This window comes from Thiomonas sp. FB-6, assembly GCF_000377645.1.
GTDB lineage: Bacteria > Pseudomonadota > Gammaproteobacteria > Burkholderiales > Burkholderiaceae_C > Thiomonas_A.
Genome location: NZ_KB898471.1, coordinates 95,096 through 120,104, shown reverse-complemented (window position 1 = coordinate 120,104; position 25,009 = coordinate 95,096). Strand labels below are relative to the sequence as shown.

At 71.0% G+C, this 25,009-nt stretch carries 25 protein-coding genes; 12 read left to right on the top strand and 13 right to left on the bottom strand.

Going from position 1 to position 25,009, the window contains the following annotated elements; all coding sequences use genetic code 11:
• Positions 1-90 precede the first annotated feature (90 nt).
• Positions 91-1,302: a D-alanyl-D-alanine endopeptidase gene (pbpG, locus tag D466_RS0100560; RefSeq protein WP_018911737.1), complete on the top strand. Its 1,212-nt coding sequence runs from the start codon at positions 91-93 to the stop codon at positions 1,300-1,302.
• 19 nt (positions 1,303-1,321) lie between these two features.
• Here pbpG and D466_RS0100555 read toward each other — a convergent pair whose 3' ends face one another.
• Genes D466_RS0100555 through aat form a run of 3 tightly spaced genes read right to left on the bottom strand, consistent with a single transcriptional unit; the run spans position 1,322 to position 3,650 of the window.
• On the bottom strand, positions 1,322-2,137 hold the full coding sequence (locus tag D466_RS0100555) for an IclR family transcriptional regulator (protein ID WP_018911736.1): 816 nt from the start codon (positions 2,135-2,137) through the stop codon (positions 1,322-1,324).
• A gap of 32 nt (positions 2,138-2,169) precedes the next feature.
• The gene (locus tag D466_RS0100550; protein WP_026284725.1) at positions 2,170-2,907 is read right to left on the bottom strand and encodes an arginyltransferase; all 738 of its coding nucleotides are present in this window, start codon (positions 2,905-2,907) and stop codon (positions 2,170-2,172) included.
• Positions 2,904-3,650, bottom strand: a complete 747-nt coding sequence (gene aat, locus D466_RS0100545) for a leucyl/phenylalanyl-tRNA--protein transferase (RefSeq protein ID WP_018911734.1) — start codon at positions 3,648-3,650, stop codon at positions 2,904-2,906. Before aat ends, D466_RS0100550 begins: the two co-directional genes overlap by 4 nt.
• Positions 3,651-3,800: 150 nt before the next feature.
• On the opposite strand from aat, the gene D466_RS0100540 reads away from it, so the two are divergent.
• Together D466_RS0100540 and D466_RS0100535 are read left to right on the top strand one after the other, a co-directional pair.
• The gene (locus D466_RS0100540; protein ID WP_026284724.1) at positions 3,801-4,340 is read left to right on the top strand and encodes a gamma carbonic anhydrase family protein; all 540 of its coding nucleotides are present in this window, start codon (positions 3,801-3,803) and stop codon (positions 4,338-4,340) included.
• A 10-nt stretch (positions 4,341-4,350) separates the two neighbouring features.
• A complete protein-coding gene (locus D466_RS0100535; protein WP_018911732.1) occupies positions 4,351-5,346 on the top strand; it encodes an Hsp33 family molecular chaperone HslO in 996 nt (331 codons plus the stop codon).
• A gap of 28 nt (positions 5,347-5,374) precedes the next feature.
• Here D466_RS0100535 and D466_RS0100530 read toward each other — a convergent pair whose 3' ends face one another.
• The 6 genes from D466_RS0100530 to mutS form a co-directional block, all read right to left on the bottom strand.
• Positions 5,375-5,713 (bottom strand): septum formation initiator family protein, encoded by a 339-nt coding sequence (locus D466_RS0100530; RefSeq protein ID WP_018911731.1) that lies wholly within the window; start codon positions 5,711-5,713, stop codon positions 5,375-5,377.
• Between the two features lie 47 nt (positions 5,714-5,760).
• Positions 5,761-7,044, bottom strand: a complete 1,284-nt coding sequence (gene eno, locus D466_RS0100525) for a phosphopyruvate hydratase (RefSeq protein ID WP_018911730.1) — start codon at positions 7,042-7,044, stop codon at positions 5,761-5,763.
• A 45-nt stretch (positions 7,045-7,089) separates the two neighbouring features.
• A complete protein-coding gene (gene kdsA, locus D466_RS0100520; protein WP_018911729.1) occupies positions 7,090-7,926 on the bottom strand; it encodes a 3-deoxy-8-phosphooctulonate synthase in 837 nt (278 codons plus the stop codon).
• Positions 7,927-7,948: 22 nt separating this feature from the next.
• Positions 7,949-9,622 carry a CTP synthase gene (locus D466_RS0100515; protein ID WP_018911728.1) on the bottom strand — a complete coding sequence of 558 codons (1,674 nt, stop codon included), beginning with the start codon at positions 9,620-9,622 and terminating at the stop codon, positions 7,949-7,951.
• Between the two features lie 78 nt (positions 9,623-9,700).
• Positions 9,701-10,588: an alpha/beta fold hydrolase gene (locus tag D466_RS0100510; protein ID WP_018911727.1), complete on the bottom strand. Its 888-nt coding sequence runs from the start codon at positions 10,586-10,588 to the stop codon at positions 9,701-9,703.
• Complete coding sequence (gene mutS, locus D466_RS0100505) at positions 10,585-13,203, bottom strand: DNA mismatch repair protein MutS (protein ID WP_026284722.1); 2,619 nt, start codon at positions 13,201-13,203, stop codon at positions 10,585-10,587. The genes D466_RS0100510 and mutS overlap by 4 nt, the downstream gene beginning before the upstream one ends.
• A 219-nt stretch (positions 13,204-13,422) precedes the next feature.
• On the opposite strand from mutS, the gene D466_RS0100500 reads away from it, so the two are divergent.
• The 7 genes from D466_RS0100500 to D466_RS20065 all read left to right on the top strand — a co-directional run bounded on the left by D466_RS0100500 (position 13,423) and on the right by D466_RS20065 (position 19,844).
• On the top strand, positions 13,423-13,983 hold the full coding sequence (locus tag D466_RS0100500; RefSeq protein WP_196803393.1) for a fimbrial protein: 561 nt from the start codon (positions 13,423-13,425) through the stop codon (positions 13,981-13,983).
• A 28-nt stretch (positions 13,984-14,011) separates the two neighbouring features.
• The gene (locus D466_RS0100495; protein ID WP_018911724.1) at positions 14,012-14,776 is read left to right on the top strand and encodes a molecular chaperone; all 765 of its coding nucleotides are present in this window, start codon (positions 14,012-14,014) and stop codon (positions 14,774-14,776) included.
• 12 nt (positions 14,777-14,788) lie between these two features.
• Positions 14,789-17,419: a fimbria/pilus outer membrane usher protein gene (locus tag D466_RS0100490; protein WP_018911723.1), complete on the top strand. Its 2,631-nt coding sequence runs from the start codon at positions 14,789-14,791 to the stop codon at positions 17,417-17,419.
• A complete protein-coding gene (locus D466_RS0100485) occupies positions 17,416-18,465 on the top strand; it encodes a fimbrial protein (protein WP_156003876.1) in 1,050 nt (349 codons plus the stop codon). Before D466_RS0100490 ends, D466_RS0100485 begins: the two co-directional genes overlap by 4 nt.
• A 156-nt stretch (positions 18,466-18,621) precedes the next feature.
• Entirely contained in the window at positions 18,622-19,281 is a 660-nt protein-coding gene (locus D466_RS0100480; protein WP_018911721.1) for a peroxiredoxin, read from the top strand.
• 162 nt (positions 19,282-19,443) lie between these two features.
• Positions 19,444-19,596, top strand: coding sequence for a DUF3563 family protein (locus D466_RS23060; protein WP_018911720.1), 153 nt, complete (start codon positions 19,444-19,446; stop codon positions 19,594-19,596).
• Positions 19,596-19,844, top strand: a complete 249-nt coding sequence (locus tag D466_RS20065; protein ID WP_018911719.1) for a hypothetical protein — start codon at positions 19,596-19,598, stop codon at positions 19,842-19,844. The genes D466_RS23060 and D466_RS20065 overlap by 1 nt, the downstream gene beginning before the upstream one ends.
• Before the next feature lie 54 nt (positions 19,845-19,898).
• Here D466_RS20065 and D466_RS0100465 read toward each other — a convergent pair whose 3' ends face one another.
• Positions 19,899-20,669 (bottom strand): BTAD domain-containing putative transcriptional regulator, encoded by a 771-nt coding sequence (locus tag D466_RS0100465; RefSeq protein ID WP_018911718.1) that lies wholly within the window; start codon positions 20,667-20,669, stop codon positions 19,899-19,901.
• A gap of 453 nt (positions 20,670-21,122) precedes the next feature.
• Complete coding sequence (locus D466_RS20060) at positions 21,123-21,947, bottom strand: inositol monophosphatase family protein (RefSeq protein ID WP_018911717.1); 825 nt, start codon at positions 21,945-21,947, stop codon at positions 21,123-21,125.
• Between the two features lie 71 nt (positions 21,948-22,018).
• Here D466_RS20060 and D466_RS0100455 point away from each other — a divergent pair, with 71 nt between their 5' ends.
• Positions 22,019-22,810, top strand: coding sequence for an RNA methyltransferase (locus D466_RS0100455; RefSeq protein ID WP_018911716.1), 792 nt, complete (start codon positions 22,019-22,021; stop codon positions 22,808-22,810).
• Between the two features lie 108 nt (positions 22,811-22,918).
• Positions 22,919-23,686 carry a serine O-acetyltransferase gene (gene cysE / locus D466_RS0100450; RefSeq protein ID WP_018911715.1) on the top strand — a complete coding sequence of 256 codons (768 nt, stop codon included), beginning with the start codon at positions 22,919-22,921 and terminating at the stop codon, positions 23,684-23,686.
• On the opposite strand, the gene D466_RS20055 is transcribed toward cysE, so the two are convergent.
• Positions 23,679-24,518 (bottom strand): UDP-2,3-diacylglucosamine diphosphatase, encoded by an 840-nt coding sequence (locus tag D466_RS20055; RefSeq protein WP_018911714.1) that lies wholly within the window; start codon positions 24,516-24,518, stop codon positions 23,679-23,681. The two genes, cysE and D466_RS20055, sit on opposite strands and share 8 nt — an antisense overlap.
• Complete coding sequence (locus D466_RS0100440; RefSeq protein ID WP_018911713.1) at positions 24,508-24,999, bottom strand: peptidylprolyl isomerase; 492 nt, start codon at positions 24,997-24,999, stop codon at positions 24,508-24,510. The genes D466_RS20055 and D466_RS0100440 overlap by 11 nt, the downstream gene beginning before the upstream one ends.
• Between the last annotated feature and the right edge of the window lie 10 nt (positions 25,000-25,009).

The window sequence follows — 25,009 nt, the reverse complement described above, 5'->3', positions numbered from 1 at the left end:
GGAGCGTGCATCAAGAGCAAGATGCAAACTTTTGATCTTGCCGCATTTTTTTGAATTTGCTACGCTCTGCTCCAATCATCGCGAGGCATCATGCGCATCTTCCGATCCGGCTTTCGGCCCGCACAGGGCAGCTCCCACGCCCTGCGGGCCGTGATCCTGGGTTGGGCGCTGGCGATCTCGGCCTTCGCGAGTTGCGCCCACGCGGCGCCGGCGGCCAGCGCGCCGCAAGCCGGCGACGCCGCGCACGCGGCCAGCGTGCACAAGGCCGTGGTGCACAAGGCCGCGGTGCACAAGCCGGTCCGGCACGCCGTCACGCGCAAGGTGCTGCGCCGCAAGGTGGTCGAGCGCAAGGCTGGCGTCACCCGCCGCCCGTTGCGGCACGTGGTGCATCACGAATCCCATGCCGTGCGCAAGCCGGTGCACCGTGTGGTGCACGAGGCGCGGCGCGCGCCCGCTGCGGTCCATGCCGAACTGCGCCGCACCTCCTTCGGGGACGACCCGATCTCCCTGGCCTCGGGTTCCGCGCTGGTCATCGATGCGCGCACCCACCAGGTGCTGCTGAGCAAGGACGCCAGCGACGTACGCCCGATCGCCTCGCTGACCAAGCTGATGACGGCCGCTGTGGTGCTGGACGCGCACCAGCCGATGGATCAGCCCATCGAGATCACCGACGCGGACATCGACACCCTGAAGTGGAGCAGCTCGCGCCTGCGCCCCGGCATGGTGTTCACCCGTGAGGAATTGCTCAAGCTGGCGCTGATGTCGTCGGAGAACCGCGCCGCCCACGCGCTGGCGCGCAACTATCCGGGGGGCCTGGACGCCTGCATCGCCGCCATGAACCGCAAGGCCGCGTCGCTGGGCATGTTGCAGACCCACTACATCGAGCCCACGGGGCTGTCGCCGCAGAACCAGTCCACGGCCAGCGACCTGGCCAAGCTGGTGGCGGCGGTGTACTCCTATCCCCTGATCCGCGAGTTCTCGACCCACCCGAAGAGCACGGTCACCGCGGGGCGCTACGCGCTGCAGTTCCGCAACACCGACCACCTGGTGTTCAACCGCGGCTGGGACATCCTGCTGCAGAAGACCGGCTACATCAATGAAGCGGGCCATTGCCTGGTGCTCAACACCGTCGTGCAGGGCCGCAACGTGATCGTCGTGCTGCTCGACGCCTGGGGCCGCTACGCGCACTTCGTGGACGCCGAGCGCATCCGCAACTGGATGCAGACCTCCGGGCGCACGCTGCTGACCCGCGTGGATCCGATTCCCACGGCCGAGGCCCGGCCGCAGACGGTCGACGAATAAGCCGCGCGCCGCCGCCTTCTCAGGCCCGGCGCGCCACGCCTTGCGCGGGCTTGGGCCGGTAGCCGAGGGAGGCCGAGATGCGCCCGGCGGTCTCGATCACCTTGCCCAGCCAGTCTTCCTGCAGGCGGTCGGCCGGGGCCGACAGCGACAGCCCGGCCACCAGGCGCCCGGAGTCGTCCAGGATGCCGGCGGCCATGCAGCGCACGCCGAGCTCCAGTTCCTCGTTGTCGCGCGCGAAACCCAGCTGGCGCACCCGCGCCAGATCGGCCTCCAGGCGCGGCAGGTCGGTGATGCTGTTGCGGGTGTGGCCGGCCAGGCCGGTGCGCATGGCGTAGGCCTTGACCTTCTGCGGGTCCTCGCCCGCCAGGAACAGCTTGCCCACCGAGGTCAGGTGCAGCGGCGCGTGGCCGCCCACCGTGCGCACCACCTGCATGCCCGAACGCTCGCTGTAGGCGCGCTCGATGTAGATGATCTCGTCGCCCTGGCGCAGGCTCAGGTTCACCGGCTGGTGGGTCAGGCGGTGCAGCTCGCGCATGGGCCCGAGGGCCACGTCGCGCACGTTCAGGCGCGCCTTCACCAGGTTGCCCAGCTCCAGCAGGCGCATGCCCAGCTGGTAGACACCGGGGGCGCAACGGTCCACCAGGTGTCCGGTGGCCAGGTCGTTGAGGATGCGGTGCGCGGTGGACGGGTGCAGACCGCAGCGTTCGGCGATCAGCTTGAGCGGCGCCGGCTCGCTCTGCTCGGCCAGCGCCTCGAGGATCGAGAACATGCGCTCGATCACCTGGATGGCCGGCTGTTCGCGTCGCCCGGTCGGCGAAGAGGAGGGCTTGGTCATGCCCTCATTTTACATGCCGAAATGTCGCGATGTCATGCCTGCACGGGCTCGCCGTCGACCCAGCCCTCGCCCACCAGCACCTGGTGGGGCCGGAAGCGGCTCTTGTAGGCCATCTTGGGACTCTGGGGAATCCAGTATCCCAGGTAGGTGTGGGGCAGGCCCAGCGCGCGCGTCTGCATGATCTGCCACAGCACCCCGTAGGTGCCCAGGCTGGCGCCGGCGGCGTCGGGGTCGTAGAAGGTGTAGACGGCCGAGAGGCCGTCGCCGAGCAGGTCGATGACCGAGACCATGCGCAGCGTACCCGCCGGGTCGCGGAACTCGACCAGGCGGGTGTCCACGCGGCTCTGCAGCAGGAACTGGGTGTACTGGTCGATGCTGTCCTGGTCCATGCCGCCGCCGGCGTGGCGCCGGGCCTGGTAGCGCAGGTACAGCTCGTAATGGTCGAGCACGAACTCCGGGGCCATCAGGCGCGCCTGCAGGCCGCCGTGGCGCTTCCAGGCGCGGCGCTGGCTGCGGTCGGCGCGGAATTCCCGCGCCAGCACGCGCAGCGCCATGCAGGCGCGGCAACCGTCGCACTGGGGGCGGTAGGTGAACAGCCCGCTGCGCCGGAAGCCCGCCTGCACCAGATCGGTGTACACGCCGGCGCGCACGCGGTGCGCGGGCGTCACCACTTGCGAGCGCGCAAGCCGGTCGGGCAGGTAGCTGCAGGGGTACGCGGCAGTCGAGTAGAACTGCAGCGCGCTGAACGGTATGTCGTTCGGGTGGGTCACAGCCAGGCTGCGCAATGCTGACGGAACTGCGTCCAATCATACTGCCAGCTTCGCACCCCATCGAGCTCGCGGGCTTGGGCCAGTTCGCGCAGGAATCGGCCGCGAGGCCACGGGCGGGCGCCCAGGCTGGCGAGGTGCCCGGTCTGCTGCTGGCAGTCGATGAAACGCAGGCCCCGCGACAGCGCGAATCCGCACAGCGCCATCAGCAGCAGCTTGGAGCCGTCGTCCACGCGGGTGAACATGGACTCCCCGAAGGCCGCCGCGCCCAGCGCCACCAGGTACAGCCCGGCCACCAGCTCGCCGTCGCGCCACAGCTCGAAGCTGTGCGCCAGCCCCTGCGCGTGCAGTTCCGCGTAGGCCTGCAGGATGGACGGGCCGATCCAGGTGCCGGCCACGCCCGCGCGCGGTTGCGCGCAGGCGCGCATGACGGCGGCGAAATCGCCGTCCACGCGCAGCTCGAAGCGCGGGTCGGCGCTCAGGCGCCGCGCCGACTGGCGCAGCGAACGCCGCACCCGCAGTTCCCCGGGCAGCAGCACCATGCGCGGGTCGGGGCTCCACCACAGCGGCGGCTCGTCCTCGCCGAACCAGGGGAAGATGCCCCCGGCATAGGCCGCTCGCAGGGTGGGCGCATCCACGCGGCCGCCGGCGGCCAGCAGGCCGGGGTAGGGGGCCTCGGCGGGCAGCGCGCCTTCCGCGGGCGGAAAGGGCTCGCCCGGGCGCAGGCGTGGCAGGGTCCAGTTCAAGGGCGTGGCTCGGGAAGGCGGGCAGGTGCGCGGGGCGTGAGGTGGTGCGTGGCGTGGGCACAGGCGTGGAGCGAGGCGCCCCCGCGGGCGCCGGCTCTGCGCATGGGTTATTCTCGCCGCGTTCATTCTTGGTTCTGGCAGGATCGCTCCATGGCTATGTATCAGATCGGCGACAGGACGCCGCAAGTCGCCCCCGGCGTGTTCGTGGCCGACACCGCGCGGGTGATCGGCAACGTGCGTCTGGCACCGCAGTCCAGTGTGTGGTTCGGCGCCGTGCTGCGCGGAGACAACGAGCCCATCGAGATCGGCGAGCGCAGCAACGTGCAGGAATGCGCGGTGCTGCACACCGACCCGGGCTACCCCTTGCGCATCGGGGCCGGGGTCACCGTGGGCCACCAGGCCATGCTGCACGGCTGCACCATCGGCGACGGCAGCCTGGTGGGCATCCAGGCGGTGGTGCTCAACGGCGCGACCATCGGGCGAGACTGCCTGGTCGGCGCCGGCTCGCTGGTGCCCGAGGGCAAGAGCTTCCCGGACGGAAGCCTGATCCTGGGTACCCCGGCGCGCGTGGTGCGCGAACTGCGCCCGGAGGAAATCGAGGGCCTGCGCCGTGCCGCCGAGGTCTACGTGCACAAGGGCGCCGAATACGCCCGCGAGCTGCGCGAAGTGCCGCCGCCGTCCCAGCCCTGAGCCCGCGCCGATGACCGACAGTCTGTTCAAGTTCATGCTGGGCGACGGCAACGTGCGCGGCGTCGTGGTGCGCCTGGGCGATGCCTGGCAGGAAATGTTGCGCCGGCGCCGCCACGGCAGCGCGGTGCAGGAGCTGCTGGGGGAGATGAGCGCCGCGTCGGCGCTGCTCGCCGGCAGCCTGAAGTTCGACGGCACGCTGATCCTGCAGATCCACGGCGACGGCCCGCTGCGCCTGGCGGTGGCCGAATGCCAGCCGGATTTCGGGCTGCGCGCCACGGCCAAGGAACTCGAAGCGCAGCCGGCGGAGCCGGACACGCAGGAGGGCGCGGAGGCGGATGCGGCGGCGGATTCGGACGCGGAGGCGGACGCGGGCACCGGCGGCCTCGTGGGCCTGGCCAACCGCCACGGCAGCGGGCGCTGCGTGATCACGCTGGATCCGCGCCAGCCCGGACAGCAGCCCTACCAGGGCATCGTGGGCCTGGCCGACGCCGAGGGGCATGCGCTGCGCGACCTGTCGGCGGTGCTGCGCCAGTACCTGGACCAGTCGGAGCAGATTCCGTCGTGGCTGATGCTGGCGGCCGACGAGCACGCCGCCTGCGGGCTGCTGGTGCAGCGCATGCCGGGCGCCGGCGGCAAGGGGGGCTCCGACGCCGCGCGCGCCGACGAGGACTTCTCGCGCGCGGTGCACCTGGCCTCCACGCTGCAGCGTGCCGAGTTGCTCGAACTGGACCCCCAGGAGCTGCTGCGCCGCCTGTTCTGGGAGGAAGGCGCGCGGGTGTTCGAGCCGCTGCGCCCGCGCTTTCACTGCACCTGTTCCAAGCAGCGCGTGGCGCAGATGCTGCGCATGCTCGGCCGCGAGGAGGTGGAGTCGGTGCTGGCCGAGCGCGGCGAGGTCGACGTGACCTGCGAGTTCTGCGGCGCCGGCTACGCCTTCGACCTGGTCGACGCGGCGCAGCTGTTCCACGCCGGGGTGGACCAGCCGCCGGCTTCGTCCCAGGCCCAGTAGGGCGGGCGAGGCGAAGCCCGCGCCGGCTTCAGCGCCGGGGCTTGCGCGCCGGCGCCGACGGCGCCGCCACCGGCGGCAGCGGGCTGGAGGCCGGCAGCACCTGCACGAACACCTCGTCGGGCTCCATCATGCCCATTTCGCTGCGCGCGCTGCCCTGCACGGCCTGCGCGCCCGAGCGCAGGTCGTTCGCGCGCGCGGAAAGCGCCTCGTTGTCCTGGCGCGCGCGCTCGTTGGCCTGCAGCTGCGCGCGCAGCTGGTCGCGCAGCCGGTGCACCGCCGGCCAGCCGCGCTCGCCCAGCCACAGCGGCCATTGCATCAGCGCCAGCGCCGCCAGCAAGACCACGGTGACCCAGCGAAGACGGCGCATCGGACAGGAGGCCCCGCGGGGCCGGATCTCGGGTTGGGCTGGCGCGTTCAGCGCAGGTTGTAGAAGGTGCCGCGTCCGCTGAAGCGCGCCACGTCGCCCAGATTCTCCTCGATGCGCAGCAGCTGGTTGTACTTGGCGATGCGGTCCGAGCGCGACAGCGAGCCGGTCTTGATCTGGCCGGCGTTGGTGGCCACCGCGATGTCGGCGATGGTCGTGTCCTCGGTCTCGCCCGAGCGGTGCGAGACGACGGCCGTGTAGCCGGCGCGCTTGGCCATCTCGATGGCGGCGAAGGTCTCGGTCAGGGTGCCGATCTGGTTGACCTTGATCAGGATGGAGTTGCCCACGCCTTCGTCGATGCCGCGGCGCAGGATCTCGGTGTTGGTGACGAAGATGTCGTCGCCCACCAGTTGCAGCTTGCGTCCGAGCTGCGCGGTGAGCTTCTTCCAGCCGTCCCAGTCCTGCTCGGCCAGTCCGTCCTCGATGGACACGATCGGGTACTTGCCCAGCCAGGACTCGTACATGGCGATCATCTCCTCGGAGCTCAGCACCAAGCCCTCGCCTTCGAGGTGGTACTTGCCGTCGCGGTAGAACTCGCTGGAGGCCGGGTCCAGCGCGATGGCGATCTGCTCGCCCGGCTTGTAGCCGGCCTTCTCGATGGCTTCCACCACCAGTTGCAGCGCCGCCTCGTGGCTGGGCACGTTGGGCGCGAAGCCGCCTTCGTCCCCCACCGTGGTGGGCATGCCGCGGTCGTGCAGGATGCCCTTGAGCGCATGGAACACCTCGGTGCCGTAGCGCAGCGCCTCGCGGAAGCTGGGCGCTCCCACCGGCATGATCATGAACTCCTGCATGTCCAGGCTGTTGTTCGCGTGCGCGCCGCCGTTGATCACGTTCATCATCGGCACCGGCAGTTCACAGGCCGCGAAGCCCCCCAGGTACTGGTACAGCGGCACGCCGGCTTCCTCGGCGGCGGCCTTGGCCACCGCCATGCTCACGGCCAGCATCGCGTTGGCGCCCAGGCGCGACTTGTTGGCGCTGCCGTCGAGCTCGATCAGCGTGCGGTCGAGGAAGGTCTGCTCGGAGGCGTCCAGGCCCATCACGGCCTCGGTGATCTCGGTGTTGATGTGCTCGACCGCGCGCAGCACGCCCTTGCCGCCGAAGCGCTGCGGGTTGGCGTCGCGCAGTTCCACGGCCTCGCGTGTGCCGGTGGAGGCCCCCGAGGGCACGGCGGCGCGTCCGAGGAATCCGGTTTCCAGCACGACGTCGCATTCCACGGTGGGGTTGCCGCGGCTGTCGAGGATCTCGCGGGCGTTCAGGTCGACGATGGCACTCATGGGGGGTCCTGTGGAGTTTTCGGGTCGAGGAAGGCGGCGCCGGGCTCAGCGCAGCTGCTGTTCGAGGTAGTCGCGGCGCTTGACCACCGCGTCGATCGCGCAGAGGTCTTCGAGCAGGGCGCGCATATGGCGCAGCGGCATGGCGTTGGGGCCGTCCGACAGCGCGCGTTCCGGGTCGGGGTGGGTCTCGGCGAACACGCCGGCCACGCCGGCGGCCACCGCCGCGCGCGCCAGCACCGGCACGAACTCGCGCTGCCCGCCGGAGCGCTCGCCCAGCCCGCCGGGCTGCTGCACCGAGTGGGTGGCGTCGAACACCACCGGGCAGCCGGTGTCGCGCATGACCGCCAGGCCGCGCATGTCGGAGACCAGGGTGTTGTAGCCGAAGCTCACGCCGCGCTCGCACACCATGATCTGCTGGTTGCCCACGGCGCGCGCCTTGTCCACCACGTTGCCCATGTCCCAGGGGGCCAGGAACTGGCCCTTCTTGATGTTCACGGGCTTGCCCTGGCGCGCGACGTTCTGGATGAAGTTGGTCTGGCGGCACAGGAAGGCCGGGGTCTGCAGCACGTCGACCACGCTGGCCACCTCGCCCAGCGGGGTGTCCTCGTGCACGTCGGTGAGCACCGGCACGCCGATCTGGCGCCGCACCTCGTCGAGGATCGCCAGGCCCTGTTCCAGGCCGGGGCCGCGGAAGGACCTGGTGGACGAGCGGTTGGCCTTGTCGAAGGAGGACTTGTAGATGAAGGGCACGCCCAGCTCGGCGCACAGGGCCTTGAGCTCGCCGGCGGTGTCCAGCGCCAGCTGGCGGCTCTCGATCACGCAGGTGCCGGCGATCAGGAAGATGGGGCTGCGATTGCCGGCCTCGAATCCGCACAGTTGCATCGGGGGCTCCGGGAGCTTCGGCTCAGGCCTCGGCCGTGCTGGCGGCCCCGGCCTGCGCCTGGTGCTGCGCCAGGGCGGCGCGCACGTAGGCGTCGAACAGCGGGTGCGCGTCGCGCGGCGTGGACTTGAACTCGGGGTGGAACTGCACGCCCATGAACCAGGGGTGCACGTGCTGCGGCAGCTCGACGATTTCCGTGAGGTGCTCGCGCGTGGTGTAGGCGGAGATCACCAGACCGGCCTTCTGCAGCGCGTCCAGGTACTCCACGTTGGCTTCGTAGCGGTGGCGGTGGCGCTCGTTGACCACGTCGCCGTAGATCAGGTGGGCCAGCGTGCCGGGCTGCACGCGGGCTTCCTGCGCGCCCAGGCGCATGGTGCCGCCCAGGTCGGAATCGGCGCTGCGCTCGTGCACCACGCCGCTGCGGTCCTTCCACTCGCTGATCAGCGCGATCACCGGGTGCGGCGTGGAGGCGTCGAATTCCGTGCTGTTGGCGTCGCGCAATCCCGCCATGTTGCGCGCGTACTCGATGGTGGCCACCTGCATGCCCAGGCAGATGCCCAGGTAGGGGATGCGGTTCTCACGCGCGTAGCGCGCCGCCAGCACCTTGCCCTCGATGCCGCGCTTGCCGAAGCCGCCGGGCACCAGGATGGCGTCGAAACGCGCGAGCTGCCCGATGTTGTCCTCGGCCAGGGTCTCGGAGTCGAGGTAGGCGATGTCCACCCGGGAGGCGTTTTTCAGCGCGGCGTGGCGCAGTGCCTCGTTGAGGGACTTGTAGGAGTCCGACAGGTCGGTGTACTTGCCCACCATGGCGATGCGCACATGGTGGCGCGGATGCGCCTCGACCTGCACCAGCGCGTCCCAGGCCGACAGGTCGGCGGGGCCGCCCTCCAGCTTGAGCTTGTCGCAGATCAGCGCGTCCAGGCCCTGCTCGTGCAGCATGCGCGGGATCTTGTAGATGCTGTCGGCGTCCCACACCGAGATCACGGCGTCCTGCGGCAGGTTGGCGAACAGCGAGATCTTCTCGCGTTCGTCGTCGGGGATCGGGCGGTCGGCACGGCACAGCAGCGCGTCGGCGGTGATCCCGATCTCGCGCAGCTTCTGCACGCTGTGCTGGGTCGGCTTCGTCTTGAGTTCCCCGGCGGCCGGGATGAAGGGCACCAGGGTCAGGTGCACGAAGGCGCTGTGGTGCCGCGGCATGCGCAGGCTCATCTGGCGCACCGCCTCGAGGAAGGGCAGGGATTCGATGTCGCCCACCGTGCCGCCGATCTCGACGATGGCCACTTGCGCCTCGTCGGGGCCGCCTTCGCCCGCGCCGCGGCGGATGAATTCCTGGATTTCGTTGGTGACGTGCGGAATCACCTGCACCGTCTTGCCCAGGTACTCGCCGCGCCGCTCCTTGCGGATCACGCTTTCGTAGATCTGGCCGGTGGTGAAGTTGTTGCTGCGCCGCATGGATCGGCGGATGAAACGCTCGTAGTGCCCGAGGTCGAGGTCGGTCTCGGCGCCGTCGTCGGTGACGAACACCTCCCCGTGCTGGAACGGGGACATCGTTCCCGGGTCGACGTTGATGTAGGGGTCGAGCTTGATCAGGGTGACGTTGATGCCGCGCGACTCGAGGATCGCGGCGAGCGAGGCGGCCGCGATGCCCTTGCCCAGGCTGGAAACCACGCCACCGGTGACGAAAACGTATTGGGTCATGACGCCGTATCGGACCGGGAAATGGGCATTATAGGAAGCTGGGCGCCGGGCGCCCGGGCTGGCCCGTCCCGGGCCGTCTCAGGCGCCCAGTTCGCGCAGCAGTTCCAGGATCACGCCCGCGGTGGCCTGCGGCTGCTCGAAGGGGAACAGGTGGCTGCCGCCGCGCATCCAGCGCAGGTGGGGGCCGACCAGGCGGCGCGTGGCGCGCATGCCGGCCATGGCCAGTTCGCGCGACTCGGTGCCGCCGATGAAGCCGATGGGCACGCCGGCGCGCCGCAGCCCCAGGCGGGACAGGTGGTGCGGCAGCGTGGCGTAGATGCTGGCCTCCACCTCGGGTCGGAAGCGCAGCGCGCGCGCGCCTTCCTGATCGACGGTGCCGTCGCGCGCGTAGTCCTCGAGCATGCGCGGGTCCCAGCCCGCGAAAGGAGCCTTGGCCCCCAGGTGCTCGCGCACCGCCCCGATGTCGGGCCAGACGCGCCGCCGGCGCAGCGCCAGCGAGGTCGGCGCAGCCCGCCAGATCAGCCCGCTGCGCTTGGAGGCCCACAGCAGCCCGGCGCGCCAGCCGGCCACCACCGGCGAGTCCAGCAACACCAGCGCGCGCAGCCAGTCGGGGTGCGCGGCGGCCAGCATGAGTCCGAGCAGGCCGCCCAGCGAATGCCCCACCAGCACCACGCGCCGCCCGCCGCGGTGCTGCTGCACGAATTCCGCGAGTTCCTCGAGCAGGCGCGGCCAGTTGTCGCTGACCGGGAAGCGAGGTGCATGCCCCAGCATGTCCGGTGCGCGCACCTCGTAGTGCCGCCCCAGCAGCTCCAGCAACACGCGGTAGGAGGGGGCGGGAAAGCCGTTCGCGTGGGCGAACACCAGCAGATCGCGCTCGCGGGCGGCCGGCGCGGGCGCCGATCGGGCCTTGCCGGCGGCTGGCGCGTCGGGCGGCGCAGCGCCCGGCACGACAATGTCCGGCTTCACAGATCGGTCTCCCGCGCGCGCAGGCTCAGCCGGTACAGCTGCTCCAGCGCCTCGCGCGGGCTGAGGGCGTCGCAGTCCAGCGTGGCCAGCTCGCGCAGCAGTTCCTGCGCGGCCGGGTCGGCCTCGGCGGGCGCCTCGGCGGCCGCCGGATCCTGCGCGGCGGCGCCGAACAGGTCGAGCTGGGCCAGGCGCTCGGCCTGCGCCTGTTGCAGCGCCTGCAGGCGCAGGCGCGCGTCGCGCAGCACCGCCGCCGGCATGCCGGCGAGCTGCGCCACCTGCACGCCGTAGCTGCGGCTGGCCGGTCCCGGCTGCACCTCGTGCAGGAACACGATGCCGGCCTCGTGCTCGGCGGCGCTGACGTGCAGGTTCAGCGCCTGCGGATGATGCGCCGGGAAATCGGTGAGCTCGAAATAATGGGTGGCGAACAGCGTGTAGCTGCGGCAGCGCTCGTGCAGATGCGCGGCGATGGCCAGCGCCAGCGCCAGCCCGTCGAAGGTAGAGGTGCCGCGGCCGATCTCGTCCATCAGCACCAGGCTGTCCGGCCCCGCGCTGCGCAGGATGGAGGCAGCCTCGCTCATTTCCACCATGAAGGTGGAGCGCCCGCCGGCCACGTCGTCGGAGGCGCCGATGCGGGTGTGGATCGCGTCCAGCGGGCCGATGCGCGCGCTCGTCGCCGGCACGAAGCTGCCCATGCAGGCCAGCAGGGCGATCAGCGCCGTCTGGCGCATGTAGGTGGACTTGCCCCCCATGTTGGGGCCGGTGATGATGTGGGTGCGGCTGCCGGGCAGCAGCACGCAGTCGTTGGGCACGAAGCGATCCACCTGCGCCTGCACCACCGGGTGGCGCCCCCCGCGGATCTCGATGCCGGGCAGCGGCGACAGCTCCGGACGCACCCAGTCCCAGGTGCGCGCGCGCTCGGCCAGCGCCGCCAGCAGGTCCAGGCGCGCCAGCGCGCGCGCCGCGCGCTGCCAGGGGCCCACCGCGGGCTGCAGCGCCTGCAGCAGTTCGGCCCACAGCACGCGTTCGCGGGCCAGCGAGCGTTCCTGCGCGGAAAGCGCCTTGTCCTCGAAGGCCTTGAGCTCGGGCGTGATGTAGCGCTCCGATCCCTTCAGGGTCTGGCGCCGGCGGTAGTCCTCGGGCACCTTGTCGGCCTGGCCGCGCGTGACCTCGATGGCGAAGCCGTGCACCTTGTTGTAGAGCACGCGCAGGTTGGCGATGCCGGTGCGCTCGCGCTCGCGCGCTTCCATCTCGAGCAGGAAGGAACTGCAGTCGCGCCCGATGGCGCGCAGCTCGTCGAGTTCGGCGTCGAAGCCGTCGCCGAACACCCCGCCGTCGCGCAGGTTCAGCGCGGGACTCTCGGCCAGCGCGCGCTGCAGCAGGTCCAGTCCGGCCTGGCCGGGGCCCAGCGCTGCGCGCAGTTCCTCGAGCATGGGGTCCTGCGCCTGCACGCAGGCGGCCAGCTGTGGCAGGCGCTGCAGGGTGTCGCGCAGCGCCGAGAGTTCGCGCGGGCGCACCTGCTGCAGCGCGGTGCGCGCTGCGATGCGTTCCAGGTCGGCGATGCCGCGCAGCGCCTCGCGCAGGGCATCGAAGCCCTGCTGCTGCAGCGCAGCCACCGCCGCGTGGCGCGCGCGCGCCACCGCCTGGTCGCGCGGCGGCGCCGCCATCCAGGCGCGCAGCAGCCGGCTGCCGGCGGCGGTGGCGCAACTGTCGAGTAGCGACAGCAGCGTGGGCGAGCTTTCGCCGCGCAGGGTGCTGAACAGTTCCAGGTTGCGCCGCGCATTGGCGTCGAGCAGCACGCAGTCCTCGAAGCGCTCGACCTGCAGTTCGGCCAGGTGCGCGAGTTCGCGCCCCTGGGTCTGCTGCGCGTAGCTGAGCAGCGCGGCCGCGGCGGCGTGCGCGCGCGGCAAACCCTCCGCCCCGAAAGCATCGAGGTCGTGCACGCCCAAGGCGCGGCGCAGCTGCTGCAGGCCGGCATCGGTGTCGAACTGCCAGGGCGCGCGCTGGGTCAGCGGCAGATCCTGCAGCAGCGCCGGCAGCGCCTCGCCGGCCGGCCACAGCACCTCGGCCGGCTGGATGCGCGCCAGCCAGGCGCCGAGCTCGTCGGCGCGGCATTGCGCCACGCGCAGCGCGCCGCTGGACAGCACCAGCCAGGCCAGCCCGAGCTCCTGCTGGCGCCGCGAGGCCGCAGGCGCCACGGCCAGCAGAGCGCAGTCGCTGCGTTCGTCGAGCAGGCCGTCGTGCACGCGCGTGCCCGGCGTGACCACGCGCTCGACCCGGCGCTCCACCGGCCCCTTGCTGGTGGCCGGGTCGCCGATCTGCTCGCAGATGGCCACCGACTCGCCCAGGCGCACCAGCTTGGCCAGGTAGTTGTCCAGCGCCTGCGCCGGCACGCCGGCCATGATGATCGGCTCCCCGGCCGACTGGCCGCGCCGGGTCAGCGTGAGGTCGAGCAGGCGCGCGGCCTTCTCGGCGTCGGCGTAGAACAGTTCGTAGAAATCCCCCATGCGGTAGAGCAGCAGGTGCTCGGTGTGCTCGGCCTTGATGCGCAGGTACTGCTGCATCATCGGAGTGTGCTGGGCAAGCTCCCTGTCGGGGGCGGGCTGGGGATGGGGCATGGAGTGGAAACGGTGGGCGCGCCCGGGCAGAGCGGGACTGGGCAAGCGCGAAGTTTCTCACATGCGCGCGCACGCCAGGCGGCCGCGGGCACGGTGCGCTGCAAACCGGTCTAACGCGCAGGTCCGCATTCCCTCGCATCCGGCTAACGACCCCGATCCTATGATGGTTTCAGAGCGTGATCCCACGCCTTTCGTCGAGCATGGAGCAGGGGGATGGTCATGAACTTCAGGAACCTTCGAAGCCCGGGCGCATGGGCCCTGGCGGCCGCGTCGGCGCTGCTGGCGGGGCTGCTGCTTCCGCTGAACGCGCAAGCCAGCGACGGCACCATCACGGTCAACGGGCAGGTCACCGCCAACACCTGCACGATCAACGCAGGCACGCCGAACATGACCGTGACCCTGCCCACCGTGTCCACGGTGGCGCTGCCGGCTGGAGCCGTGGCCGGGGCCACCGCGGTGACCATGAGCTATTCGGCCTGCTCCGCCGGCCTGGTCAGCGCCACCATGTACTTCGAGGCCAGCGCGAACGTGGACCAGGGCACCGGATGCCTGAAGAACACGGCGGCCACCAGCCCCACCAACGTGGAGGTGTGCTTCACCAATGCCGACGGCAGCGCCATCGACATGAGCAAGGCCAGCGGTTCGCAAGGCGCCACGGCGGCGACCTTGAGCGCCAGCGCCGGAACCGACACCTTCCTGGTGCAGTACTCGGCGGCGGGCGGAGCCGCGACGCCCGGCAGCTACACCTCCCAGGTCACCTATTCCGTCGTGTACCAGTGATTCGCCAGGGCCGCGCGGGGCAGGAGCCATGGCGCAGCGCGGCCGCCAGCCCGGGCGACGGGCGCTGCCAGTCCTGAGGCTGCTGCTGAGCCTGCTGCTGGCGCTGCAGGTCGGCGCGCTGCCGGCGGCGCATGGCGCGCTGGTGCTCGCCGGCACGCGCCTGATCTACCCGCAGGCGGCGCGCCAGGTGCGCATCGGCGTGCTCAACGTCGGGACCGAGCCTGCGCTGATGCAGGCGTGGATCGACGCCGGCGATCCCGAGGCCCGCCCGCAGGACATCCAGGTTCCCTTCGTGCTGACCCCGCCGATGGCCCGCATCGATCCCGGACAAAGCCAGACCCTCGGCGTGGTGTTCACCGGCCCCGCGCTGCCGGCCGACCGCGAGAGCGTGTTCTGGCTCAACGTGCTGGACATTCCCCCGAAGCCGGCGGCCGGGGCGGGGCACAACTACCTGCAGTTCGCGGTGCGCACCCGCATCAAGCTGCTGTACCGGCCGATGGCGCTGCACGGTAACCCGGAGCAGGCCATGCACGCGCTGCGCTGGCGCGAACTCTGCTCGGCCGGGCGCTGTTCGCTGCGGGTGGACAACCCCACCCCCTATGCGATCGCGATCGTGGAGCTGCGCTGCCGGGCGGGGGATCAGGTGCTGGCCCGAGACCTGCAAGGCACCGCCATGCCCTTCGGCTCGGCGCGCTGGCCGGTGCATTCCTCGCAAAGGATCCGTTCCGTGAGCTATGCGGTGATCAACGATTACGGAGCCCTGGTGCATGCCCGCGAAGCGCTCGCTCCCTGAAGGGCGCAGGCCATGCGCTCGCCTCCGCGCTCGCACCCGCGCAGCAGCCTCGCATGGCTACGCCGCGCGCGCGCCGGCGGGCACAAGGGGCACAAGGAGCTCACGGGTGCCTGGCTGGGCCTGTGGCTGGGTGCCTGTCTGGCTGCCTGGCTGGTCGGCGCGGCCGGCGCCGAAGCGCAGCCGGCGCCGCGGCTGCGCTTCGATCCGCGCCTGGTGTTCGGGGGCGGCGCGGGCGCCGGCGCCTTGTCGCGCTTCGAAGGCTCCCCTTCGGTGCCGGCAGGGAGCTATCGCAGCGAGATCTATTTCAACGGGCGCTACGTGGACACGCGCGACGTGCGCATCGGCGCCGGCAGCTCCGGTGCGGCGGACGCGGTCGACGAGGTCTGCCTGGACCGCGAGCTGCTGCGCCGGCTGGACCTGGCGCCGCGGCGCCTGCGCGAGTCGGCGCGGTCCTGGCTCGCCGGCACATCCGCGCCGCGGTGCCTGCCGCCCGGCCGCGTCGCCGACGGGCTGCGCGCGAGCTTCGACCTCGCGCGCCTGCGCGTGGACATCCAGGCTCCCGCCGTGCTGCTCGAGCACCGCCCGCGCGGCTGGGTGTCGCCGCGTGCATGGAGCGACGGCATCGTGGCGGGGCGCCTGAACTACCAGTTCAACGCGGTGCGCAGCCACTCCGGTCTGGCCGCCGGGGACACTACCCAGGTGTTCCTGGGGCTGGCCGGGGGGCTCAATGCCGGCGCCTGGCAACTGCGCCACGCCGGCACCCTGGACGGCGGCACGGAGCAGGGCCTGCACTACAGCAGCTCGCGCACCGATCTGCGCCACGACCTGACGCGCCTGGGCGGCTACGTGCAACTCGGCCAGGGCCAGACCGATGGGCAGTTGTTCGACAGCGTGGCGTTTCGCGGTGTGCTGCTGGCCAGCGATTCGCGCATGCAACCGGCTTCCCGGCAGGGCTACGCGCCGGTGATCCACGGTTTCGCGCCGGCGGCCTCGACGGTGCGCGTCACGCAGAACGGTGTGTTGCTTTACCAGACCTCGGTGCCCGCCGGGGCCTTCGAGATCGACGACCTGTACGCACCGGCGGCAGGCAGCGCGCTGCAGGTCACCGTGACTCCGATCGGCGGGGCCGCCAGCCGTTTCACGGTGCCCATGTCCGAGCTCGCGCAGCTGCAGCGGGCGGGCCAGGCCAGCTACCAGCTGATGGCGGGGAGCCTGCGCGGGGCGGAGCCGGGAGCGGCGATGCCGGTGTTGCTGGGGACCTTGCTGTATGGAATCGATGACAGCGTCACCGCCGAGGCCGGCGTGGTGGCCGCGCGCGGCTACCACGCCCAGGTGCTGGGCGCGGCCTTCAACACCCGCGCCGGGGCCTTCGGGCTGGACCTGGGCCTTGCCCGCTTCGCGCGGCCCTGGCTGGGCCATCGGCAGGGCCGGCGCCTGCGCGTGATGTGGAACCTGGCCTCGGCCGGCGGCGGGCTGAGCCTGATCGCATCGCGCAGATCACGCGGCTACTACGGCCCGCAGGACGCCTTGTCCCTGCTCGGCGCGGCGGACGGTGGCGGTGTGGTGGTGAGCGGGCTGCAGCGCGTGCGCGATGAACTGCAGCTCGGGCTCACCCAGGCCCTCGGGCCGCGCGGCTCGGCCTATTGCAGCGGCTCGAGTACGCGCTACTGGGGCACCCCCGGGCGCCAGAGCAGCTACCAGTGCGGCTATGTGCGCAGCCTGGGCACGATGCAGCTGACGCTGTCGCTGGGGCGCCAGCTGGGCAGCGGTGGCGGCGCGGCGCGCAAGCTGCTGAGCCTGGGGCTTTCCCTTCCCCTGGGGCCGCGGCCCGGATCGGCCACGTCCGCCTTCGGCCTGCAGCACGACAGCGTGGGTGGAGATTCCGCGCAGTGGTCGCTGTCGGCGAGCGCGGGGCCCGATGGCGAGTTCAGCTACGGCACGCAGCTGGGAGCCGGCGCGGGATCGCGCAGCGCCGCGGTGCAGGCCACCTGGCGCGGCGCCGGCGGCAGCCTCGGCGCCGCGGCCACGCAGGCCGCGGGAGCCGGCGGCGCCGCGGCTTCGCTGTCCCTGAGCGCCAGTGGAGGCCTCGTGGCCTTCGCCGGCGGGCTGACCCTCACGCCCTTCCTGGGCGAGACCATCGCGCTGGTGGAGGCGCAAGGCGCCGAGGGTGCCGCGGTGCTCGGCGGAGGCGGTTCGCGCATCGATTCCAGGGGCTATGGCGTCGCCCCCTACCTGACGCCTTACGCGGCCGACACGGTGGGCATCGATCCCAGCAACACCGCGCTGCTGGAGCGCAGTTCGGCCAGCGTGATTCCACGTGCCGGCGCCGTGGTGGCGGTGCGTCTGCGGGCCTGGCGCGGTCGCTGGGCGCTGTTGTCGGGGAGGCTCGCCGATGGTTCCCCCTTGCCCTTCGCGGCGCAGGTGTTCGACACCCGGGGCCGCCTGGTCGGCTACGTGGGGCAGGGCAGCCGCATCGATGCCCACTTGCTGCGCGATGCCGGCAGCCTGCTGCTGCGCTGGGGCGACGCGGCGCAGCGCAGCTGCCGCATCGACTACCGGCTGCCGCCGGGCGCCGGCGGCAGTCTCCCGGTCCTCGTGCAGGGCGCGGTGTGCGGGCCGCCGCGGCCGGAGGCCGCGCGATGAAGCGGTGCGCCATGCAAGGCCGCGTGCTGCGGCGAGCGATGGCCGTCTTGCTGGTGGCGCCGGCCGCGCTGGGCCCCCAGGCACGCGCCGCGCGCGCGGCGATGAGCTGCACCACCGCCAGCTTCGCGCAGCTGAGCCCGGCGCCGCCGCGCATCATCGTGCCGGCGTCGATGAGCGCCGGCTCCGCGCTGTGGGGAGGCACCTTGTCGCTGGGCTTTTCCTGCACGGCCACGGGCAGCGGGGCCAAGCTGGGGGGCGGGGTCGCGCTGGGAGGCTCGAGCCAGAAGGCGATGGTGTCCTCGGCGGGAGCCTCCGACGGCGTGTCCATCGTGTCCACCGGCACGCCCGTGCTGAACCTGAGCGCACCGGGCTGTACCCTGGGCAACCTTTCCCAGAGGGCCAGGTCCTGGAGCTTCCGCATGGTGTCGACGGCCGCGGGGACCTGCAGCGGAAGCCTGGTGGCGCCGGTGGAGATCGTGCGCGGAACCAGCGCGCTGGGCAGCGACATCGCCGCCACCAATCCGCTGGGCGGCACCGGCCCCGACTGGATGAAGTTTCCGGTGGCGGCCGGCGGCAGCACGGTGAGCCTGGGACTCTCGGCCGCCATCCCGCTGGTGTCGGGCGGGGGCTGCACGGTCTCCCCGCTGGCCCTGACGGTCACGCTGCCGCAGGTCTCCGTGGCGGCGCTGGCGGCGCCGGGGCAGAGCGCGGGCGACACCGCGTTCCGCTTCCCGCTGCAGAGCTGCCAGGCCGTGGCCTCGACTCCCTACGCGGTCTATGCGAGCTGGAGCTTCAATTCCGTGCCTGGCTATCCCTCGGTGATCGCCAACGCCGCGGCGGCACCCGCCGGCAACGTGGGCGTGCAGATCCTCGACGCCGGCGGCACGCCGGTGAGCAGCGGCGTATCCGCGGGCACGCAGGCCGGCACGGTGGACGCGGTGGGCGCGGTGTCGGCGCAGACCTACATCGCGCGCTATTTCGCGACAGGCGCGGTGAGTCCGGGCGCGGTGACCGCCACCGCGACCTACACCCTCACGTACCAGTGAGCCGGGAGGCTGAAGTGGGCGCCGCCCCGCGCCTTCTGACTGGAAGTCATATCCATCTGCCGAAGCCTTGGTTGGCAGCGGGCGCGGGCTCGGCGTAGGCTAGCGGTCTCGGGCGCGGCGATTTCCGCGCCGGTCCCACCGACGAGGAGCCCCAGCATGAGCCTGCGCATCGGCAGTACCGCCCCGGATTTCACCGCCCAGACTTCCGAGGGCCCGATCCGCTTCCACGAGTGGATCGGCGACCAATGGGCGATCCTGTTCTCCCATCCCAAGGACTTCACCCCCATCTGCACCACCGAGCTGGGCACGGTGGCGCGCCTGAAGCCCGAGTTCGACAAGCGCGGTTGCAAGCTCATCGGCCTGTCGGTGGACCCGGTGGACCGGCACCACCTCTGGGCCAAGGACATCGCCGAGACCCAGGGCATGGCGCCCAACTACCCGATCATCGGCGACACCGACCTGAACGTGGCCAAGCTGTACGACATGCTTCCGGAAACCGAAACCGGGGCAGCCGAGGGGCGCAGCGCCAACGACAACGCGACGGTGCGCAGCGTGTTCTTCATCGGACCGGACAAGAAGGTCAAGGCCATGCTGACCTATCCGATGAGCAACGGCCGGGACTTCGACGAAATCCTGCGCCTGCTGGACGCCATGCAGCTCAGCGCGCGTCATGGCGTGGCCACCCCGGCGAACTGGCGCCCCGGCGGTGACGTGGTCATCCCGACCTCGGTCAGCGACGAGGCGGCCCGCGAACGCTTTCCGCAGGGCTGGAAGACCCTCAAGCCCTATCTGCGTGTGCTCAAGCTGGGCCAGTAGGCGCCCGGATCCGGCGCAAGCCGGGCCCGCTCGCAGGGTGGGGCGAGGCGCGCCGGCGTTGCGGTGCAACAGGGTTGTGCAGGAGTTTCGGCAGGCTGCTACACTCGGGTTAACCCTATAGGGGAAAACCCGAATTTCCACCGTCACGAGCGGGAGCCTGCCATGACCACCCTTCTGAATCTGATCCATTCCCTGCTGCTGACCGGCGTCGGCGAGCGCGAGCAGGCCGAGAGCTACCTCGCGCAGTCGCGCGACATCTACGAACTCGAGCGCCGCATGCACCACCTGGCCCATTCCGGCCAGGCGGCGTGGTGATGAGCCGCCTGTCGGGCGCGCCGCTGGGCCTGCCCGCCTGGGTTCCGGCCTGCTCCGAGGCCGGGCAGGCCTGGGAGCAGTGGGCGCGCCGGGCCGCGGCGCTGCCCTTCGATGCACTTCGGGCCCAGTACGCGGCCGCCGTGCGCAGCGGCGTGATGCCCGCGTCCCTGCTCGACGCCAGCCGCTTCGAGCGCGGCGTGGCGCAGTGGGAGAGGGCGCTGCTGGGGGCCTGGGCGCGCGGGCGCTAGCCTGGCCGCAGGCCGGGCAGCGCCTTCGTCCCGGTCGTACTACACCCGGTCGTACTACAGGATCATCGAGTCCAGTGCTTCGCTGATGCGGGTCTGGTACTCGGGATCCTCCTGCGTCGACAGGATGTCCAGGTGCAGGCGCTTGGTCTTCGAGTCCGGCTCGATGCCCAGGCTTTCCCGCATGTTGCGCCGGAAGGCCTCGTAGGTCTCGATGGCCGTGGCCCGGCAGCCGTTGAGCACGTGCACCCGCATCAGGTTGCGGCAGGCCGTCTCGTTATGCGGCGACAGTAACAGGATGCGGTTCAGGAAGTACACGGCCTGGTCCAGGCTGCGGCTGGTGGCCGCGGCACGCGCATGCCGGTAGAGCAGGCTGGTGGATTTGCTCACCAGTTGGTTCTTGTAATGGCTCAGGATCGCGTTGAGCTGCGGATTCTCCGGAAAATCCAGTGCGCCGATCAGATTATCCCTGTGCGCATCCAGGGCCACGGAAATGGGTATCTCCTCGTCGGCCGTCAGGAATCCGATGTCGTGTCCGGTCGCGGTGCTGAAGAAAATCGAATTCAAATGGCTCTGGATCAATCCCGGGCAAAGCCGGTTGATCTTGTGGATGCGTAGGCGAAGACTACCTTGCGAATGTTCGGCGTCGGTTCCCGGCCATAGCAGGGAAGCCATCTGCTGGCGACTGGTCGCACCGCGTACCGCGAGCACGAACATCAACAGGATGGCCTTCTTGTCGTTGATCACGATCGAGCCGGTTTCGGCGTGGACCTGGACCTGGCCGAGGAATTGGATTTCGATCCTGGATCGTTTGGCTTGCGTCGTCATGGGAGTTCCTGGGTAGGAAAGGGCGAGAGGCACCGCCATGCATCGGAGCCGGCTGTCCGGCTCAGCGGGTTGGAAATGTCCTTGTCTGGGCTCCTTTCGTTAACCGGGGTGGCGACATGGGAAAGCGATCGCGGACGCATTTTCCTCGGGTTTTCGCGTTGATACTAGGTTGGCATCGTTCCGTTGGCAAGTGGTGATTAACAGAGTTATTCGCGGGAATTACAGGGAAATAACGCTGTCTTGCGCCGATGCCGCGGGGGGACGCTGCGTCGGCCGGCGAAACTCGGCGAGTTCATGGAAAGGCAGGGACTTGTCGAAGCCGGCCGACGAATGTGCGGGCACGTTCCAGCCGCCGCAGACGGAAATTACGACAAATTTGCGTTTCGTGGTATACCGTTACCCGCAGGAACGCAACGGCATGTAACGGGGGCAGGATTCGCCCCCGGCGCGGGCTCAGGCGGCCGGACCCGCGTCGCCGGCCTGGCCGCGGCCGGCGTAGACCCTGAGCAGCGACACCATCTGCGCGTACACACGCGGATTGGCCGCGATGACCTCGCCGCGGTGCAGGAAGTCCGCTTCGCCGGTGAAGTTGCCCACCATGCCGCCCGCCTCGGTCACCAGCAGCGAGCCGGCGGCCACGTCCCAGGGCTTGAGCCCCTGTTCGAAAAAGCCGTCGTAGCGCCCCGCGGCCACGTAGGCGAGGTCCAGCGCCGCGGCGCCGGGCCGGCGCAGGCCGACGCAGCGCTGGGAAATCTTCTTGAACATCTCCAGGTAGGTGTCCAGGTCGTCGCCGCGGCGGAAGGGAAAGCCGGTGCCGATCAGGCTGTCCTCGATGCGCGTGCGCCGCGACACCCGCAGGCGCCGGTTGTCCAGGAAGGCGCCCGCGCCTCGGCTGGCCGTGAACAGTTCGTCGCGCGAGGGGTCGTAGACCACGCCGTGCTGCACCACGCCGTGGTGGGCGAGGGCGATGGACACGGCGTACATCGGCAGCCCGTGGATGAAATTGGTGGTGCCGTCCAGCGGATCGATGATCCACTGGAACTCCGAATCGGCGCGGCCGTGGGTGCTTCCGGTCTCCTCGCCGAGGATGCCGTGCTGCGGATAGGCCTTGAGCAGGACCTCGATGATCGCCTGCTCGCTCGCGCGGTCGACCTCGGTGACGAAATCGTTGGCCGATTTCTCGGACACCCGCAGCAGGTCGAGATCGAGGCTGGCGCGGTTGATGATTTTGCCGGCTTCGCGGGCAGCGCGAACGGCGACGTTGATCATGGGATGCATGGTGGGCTGCGCGGACGCGGTGGGCGCGCCTCGACGAGAATGTGCGGGTTGTCGTGAAAGAGCGGAACTTCGTGAACGATTTTATCCAAGGGCGGGAGTCCCCGGGCGATGCGCCCGCGCCGGCCCTGTTCGTGCTGGTGGGTACCAGTCGCGCCGGCAACGTCGGCGCGGCCGCGCGGGCCATCAAGACCATGGGCTTCCGGCATCTCGGCCTGGTGGCGCCGCGCTTCGCCGACGTGCGCAGCCAGCCGGAGGCACTGGCCATGGCCAGCGGTGCCGACGACGTGCTGCGCGAGGCGCGCCAGGGCGAGCGCCTGGACCAGGTGGCGGGCGATTGCGGCCTGCTGGTGGCGCTGTCGGCGCGGGTGCGCGATTTCGGCCCACCGCTGCAGGGGCCGCAGTGGCTGCCCGCCCTCGCGCGCATGGCTGCCGCGCAGGGGCGGCGCGTGGGTTTCGTGTTCGGCAGCGAGCGCTACGGCCTGGACAACGAGACCGTCTGGCGCTGCGACGCGCTGCTCAACCTGCCCACCTCGGCCGAGTACGGCTCGCTGAACCTGGCGCAGGCGGTGCAGATCGTGGCCTGGGAATGGCGCAAGGCCGTCGGCGCCTTCGAGCACGCCGCGCCGGGGCCGGCGCCCGAGGCGCCCGCCACCCACGCCGAAGTGGAAGGCCTGCTCGAGCATGTGCAGCAGACCCTGCTGGCGCTGGGCTACCTGGACCCGCAGGCGCCGCGGCGCCTGCTTCCGCGCCTGAGCCGGCTGGCCTCGAGGGCGGCGCTGACCCGCCAGGAAGTGCAGATCCTGCGGGGCATCTGTCATGCCGCGCTGCGCCAGGCCGCAAGCCGCGCCGGGCAGGGCGACTGAGCGCGGCGCCGCCGCCGAGCGCGCCGCGGCGGGGTCCAATACACTGACAAACCGTCCGGGCATTGCCCAGCCAGGCCCGGCGGCCTTGCCAACCACCGTCCGTCTCCCATGTTCAGCTGCCTGCGCGAAGACATCCAGGTCATTCTCGAGCGCGACCCCGCGGCGCGTTCGCGCTGGGAGGTGCTGACCTGTTATCCGGGGCTGCACGCGTTGTGGATGCACCGGCTCGCGCACCGGCTGTGGGGCGCCGGCTACCACTGGCTGGGGCGCTGGACTTCGCACTGGAGCCGCTTTCTCACCGGCATCGAGATCCACCCCGGCGCGCGGATCGGCCGGCGCGTGTTCATCGACCACGGACTCGGCGTGGTCATCGGCGAGACCGCGCAGGTGGGCGACGGTTGCACCATCTACCAGGGCGTGACCCTGGGGGGAACCTCGCTGTACAAGGGCACCAAGCGGCACCCCACGCTGGAGGAAGGCGTGGTGGTGGGCGCGGGTGCCAAGGTGCTGGGCGGCTTCACCGTCGGGCGCGGCGCGCGCATCGGCTCCAACGCCGTGGTGGTGAAGGCCGTGCCGGCGGGCGCCACCGCGGTCGGCAACCCGGCGCGGGTCATCGACAAGCAGGGCGAGCAGCAACGCGAGGCCGCGGCCACGCGCATGGGCTTTTCCGCCTACGCGGTGACCCAGAACGGCGACGACCCGCTGAGCCAGGCGGTACTCGGCCTGGTGGACCACGCCGCGCAACTGGAGCACCAGGTCGCGCTGCTGTGGCGCGAGCTGGAAAAGCGCGGCGTGTGCTCGGCGCAGGTGGCGCCGGAGGACGCCATGCGCACCGAGCACTTCGACAAGGACAGCTTCGAGAAGCTGGTCAAGTAGGGGCGGGGCCGGCGCCCAGGTTTTCGCGCTCCACCCCGATCCACCGTGCGCGTGGATGCAGCCACAGCACCTGCGCGCGCCCGGGGGCCGCATGGTCCAGATCCCAGTCGCTGAGCACCTGGCGCAGTTGCGCGCCCTGCCAGTGCTCGCGCGGGCGGTGCGTGTGGCCGTGGATCATCCAGGGAGCCTGCTCGCGCAGCAACCAGTTGCGCGCCTCGCCGGGGTCGGCGTCGCCGAGCTGTTCCATGGCGGCCTGGCTCTGGCGGCTTTGCTCGCGCGCGGCCAGCGCCTGCTGCCGGCGCTGCTCCAGGGGCTGGGCGAGAAAGCCGGCCTGCCAGCGCGGATCGCGGCAGGTCTGGCGCCAGCGCAGGTAGGCGTGGTCGTCGATGCACAGCGCGTCGCCGTGGCTGAGCAGGATGCGCTGCCCCCCGAGCTCCAGCATGCAGGGGTCGTCGAGCAGGCGGGCACCGCTGCGCCGCGCGAAGCCGGGGCCGAGCAGGAAATCACGGTTTCCGCGCTGCACGCCGATGCTGCAGCCGCTGGCGGCGAGCGCGGCCAGCGCCTCGCACACCGCGTGGTGCTCGTCGCGCGGGGACTGCTCCAGCAGGTCGTCGCCGATCCAGGCCTCGAACAGGTCGCCGAGGATCAGCAGCGCGTCGGCACGCCCGCCGAGGCCGCGCAGCCACCGCACGAAGGCGGCGCTGGTGCGCGGGGCCTGCGGACCCAGGTGCAGGTCCGACACCAGCGCCAGGCAGCGCCAATGCGCGGGCGCCCGCAGCGAGGCGCAGGGAGCACAGTCCTGCGCTCGCGCATGCGCCGATTCAGACTTCAACGGCTTTTTCGATGACCACGTCTTCCACCGGCACGTCCTGGTGGAATCCCTTGTTGCCGGTCTTCACGCCCTTGATCGCGTCGACCACGTCCTGGCCTTCCACGACATGGCCGAACACCGCGTAGCCCCAGCCCTGCGGGCTCGGCGAACTGTGGTCGAGGAAGGCGTTGTCGGACACGTTGATGAAGAACTGCGCGGTGGCCGAGTGCGGATCGTTGGTGCGGGCCATCGCGACCGTGTAGCGCTTGTTCTTCAGGCCGTTGTCGGCCTCGTTGGCGATCGGCGCCTGCGTGGGTTTTTGCTTCATGCCGGGCTCGAAGCCGCCGCCCTGGATCATGAAACCGTCGATCACGCGGTGGAAGATGGTGCCGTCGAAATGCCCGCTGCGCACGTAGGCCAGGAAGTTCTCGGCGGACTTCGGCGCCTTCTCGGCGTCGAGTTGCAGGCGGATCACGCCCTTGTTGGTGTGCAGTTCAACCATGATGCTTGCC

Coding starts and splice junctions, on each gene's coding strand:
- pbpG (WP_018911737.1), top strand. CDS start 91: ATGCGCATCTTCCGATCCGGCTTTCGGCCCGCACAGGGCAGCTCCCAC.
- D466_RS0100555 (WP_018911736.1), bottom strand. CDS start 2,137: ATGACCAAGCCCTCCTCTTCGCCGACCGGGCGACGCGAACAGCCGGCC.
- D466_RS0100540 (WP_026284724.1), top strand. CDS start 3,801: ATGGCTATGTATCAGATCGGCGACAGGACGCCGCAAGTCGCCCCCGGC.
- D466_RS0100535 (WP_018911732.1), top strand. CDS start 4,351: ATGACCGACAGTCTGTTCAAGTTCATGCTGGGCGACGGCAACGTGCGC.
- D466_RS0100530 (WP_018911731.1), bottom strand. CDS start 5,713: ATGCGCCGTCTTCGCTGGGTCACCGTGGTCTTGCTGGCGGCGCTGGCG.
- eno (WP_018911730.1), bottom strand. CDS start 7,044: ATGAGTGCCATCGTCGACCTGAACGCCCGCGAGATCCTCGACAGCCGC.
- kdsA (WP_018911729.1), bottom strand. CDS start 7,926: ATGCAACTGTGCGGATTCGAGGCCGGCAATCGCAGCCCCATCTTCCTG.
- D466_RS0100515 (WP_018911728.1), bottom strand. CDS start 9,622: ATGACCCAATACGTTTTCGTCACCGGTGGCGTGGTTTCCAGCCTGGGC.
- mutS (WP_026284722.1), bottom strand. CDS start 13,203: ATGCCCCATCCCCAGCCCGCCCCCGACAGGGAGCTTGCCCAGCACACT.
- D466_RS0100500 (WP_196803393.1), top strand. CDS start 13,423: ATGAACTTCAGGAACCTTCGAAGCCCGGGCGCATGGGCCCTGGCGGCC.
- D466_RS0100495 (WP_018911724.1), top strand. CDS start 14,012: ATGGCGCAGCGCGGCCGCCAGCCCGGGCGACGGGCGCTGCCAGTCCTG.
- D466_RS0100490 (WP_018911723.1), top strand. CDS start 14,789: ATGCGCTCGCCTCCGCGCTCGCACCCGCGCAGCAGCCTCGCATGGCTA.
- D466_RS0100485 (WP_156003876.1), top strand. CDS start 17,416: ATGAAGCGGTGCGCCATGCAAGGCCGCGTGCTGCGGCGAGCGATGGCC.
- D466_RS0100480 (WP_018911721.1), top strand. CDS start 18,622: ATGAGCCTGCGCATCGGCAGTACCGCCCCGGATTTCACCGCCCAGACT.
- D466_RS23060 (WP_018911720.1), top strand. CDS start 19,444: ATGACCACCCTTCTGAATCTGATCCATTCCCTGCTGCTGACCGGCGTC.
- D466_RS20065 (WP_018911719.1), top strand. CDS start 19,596: ATGAGCCGCCTGTCGGGCGCGCCGCTGGGCCTGCCCGCCTGGGTTCCG.
- D466_RS0100465 (WP_018911718.1), bottom strand. CDS start 20,669: ATGACGACGCAAGCCAAACGATCCAGGATCGAAATCCAATTCCTCGGC.
- D466_RS20060 (WP_018911717.1), bottom strand. CDS start 21,947: ATGCATCCCATGATCAACGTCGCCGTTCGCGCTGCCCGCGAAGCCGGC.
- cysE (WP_018911715.1), top strand. CDS start 22,919: ATGTTCAGCTGCCTGCGCGAAGACATCCAGGTCATTCTCGAGCGCGAC.
- D466_RS0100440 (WP_018911713.1), bottom strand. CDS start 24,999: ATGGTTGAACTGCACACCAACAAGGGCGTGATCCGCCTGCAACTCGAC.